Source organism: Vibrio sp. 1457 (assembly GCF_033340195.1).
Lineage (GTDB): Bacteria > Pseudomonadota > Gammaproteobacteria > Enterobacterales > Vibrionaceae > Vibrio > Vibrio alginolyticus.
Genome location: NZ_JAWOWA010000068.1, coordinates 1 through 1,613 on the forward strand (window position 1 = coordinate 1; position 1,613 = coordinate 1,613).

Annotated in this window: 2 protein-coding genes; one reads left to right on the forward strand and one right to left on the reverse strand. The window is 49.7% G+C overall.

The features are described from left to right. A partial coding sequence (locus tag R7Z41_RS23720; protein WP_318141612.1) for a KUP/HAK/KT family potassium transporter occupies nucleotides 1-1,027 on the reverse strand: 1,027 nt, incomplete at its 3' end. A gap of 222 nt (nucleotides 1,028-1,249) precedes the next feature. Between R7Z41_RS23720 and R7Z41_RS23725 the strand changes: the two genes are divergently transcribed. Further along, the coding region (locus tag R7Z41_RS23725; RefSeq protein WP_318141613.1) for an AAA family ATPase at nucleotides 1,250-1,613 on the forward strand (364 nt) is incomplete at its 3' end.

The following is a 1,613-nucleotide window of genomic DNA, read 5'->3' on the forward strand; positions in this document are numbered from 1 at the left end:
TCAGAAACGGAATATAGATTCGCCCTGAATCCATTTCGGAGGTGTGAATAATGCGCATCGGCGATAAATATCCCAGACGTACCGCCTGACGCGTCAATGAGAAGACGCCAGAGATAACCGCCTGCGAGGCAATTACCGTCGCCAGTGCGGCGATGATCAGCAGCGGGATCAGCGCCCAGTCCGGTGCCAACAGGAAGAACGGGTTCTTAATCGCTTCCGGGTTCTTTAACAACAGCGCTCCCTGACCGAAGTAATTAAGGGTCAAGGAAGGTAATACGACGGTGAACCACGCCAGGCGAATAGGGAACTTACCAAAGTGCCCCATATCAGCATACAGCGCCTCGACCCCCGTAATCGACAACACCACTGCCCCTAATGCAATAAAAGAAACCGTTTTGTATTCAAGGAAGAAATGCACCGCCCACATCGGATTCAGCGCATGCAGCACTTCCGGGTTAGCAATAATGCTACGTAACCCCAGTCCTGCCAGAATCAAAAACCAGGTCAGCATGATCGGCGCAAACAGCTTACCGACCATAGCCGTGCCATGTTTTTGAATCATAAATAATAAAGTGAGAACGATAATTGAGAGGGGAACTATCCAGGTATCCAGCTGCGGGGCGACGATTTCCAGACCTTCAATGGCTGACATCACCGAAATAGCGGGTGTTATGACGACTTCACCATAGAAAAAGCTGCCGCCGATTAGCCCCATAATCACCAGCATTGATGTGGTTCGCGCCGACGTATTACGCCCGGCAAGCGACATCAACGTCAGGATCCCCCCCTCACCGGCGTTATCTGCCCGCATCACGAAGGTGAGATATTTAATGGAAACCACAAAGATTAGCAGCCAGAAGATCAGCGATAAAAAGCCAAACACGGCATCGCGTTCAACGCCAAAACCAAACTGGCCGGACAAACATTCACGAAGTGTATATAACGGGCTGGTACCAATATCGCCGTAGACAACTCCAATCGCCGCGAGGGTAATCGCGGGCAATGATTGCTTATTATCAGTGCTCATAGACTAGTCTTTCGTTGAAATATGAAATGTGTGCTTAGTCCCTTGGCCCACAAAAAAGCGCACAGTATGCACGATTAACGGCAAAATCGTACTCCTAAATGCGGCCACATTAACCTGGCTCAAAGAAAAATACCCCCCCTTTGAGACTATTTTAGCCACCAGCAAGAAACGTCTATACTCGCAATTTACGCAGAACTTTTGACGAAAGGACGCCACTTCATTATGGCTCACCCTCATTTATTAGCGGAAAGAATTTCCCGCCTGAGCAGTTCGTTGGAAAAGGGGCTTTATGAACGTAGCCACGCCATCCGCTTGTGTTTATTAGCGGCATTAAGTGGTGAAAGTGTGTTCCTCCTTGGCCCGCCAGGTATTGCCAAAAGTTTGATCGCCCGGCGCTTAAAATTCGCCTTTCAGAATGCCCGCGCGTTTGAATATCTGATGACCCGCTTCTCCACGCCGGAAGAAGTTTTTGGTCCCCTTTCTATTCAGGCGCTAAAAGATGAAGGGCGCTATGAACGTTTAACCAGCGGTTACCTGCCGGAAGCAGAAATTGTCTTTCTGGATGAGATCTGGAAAGCGGGCCCGG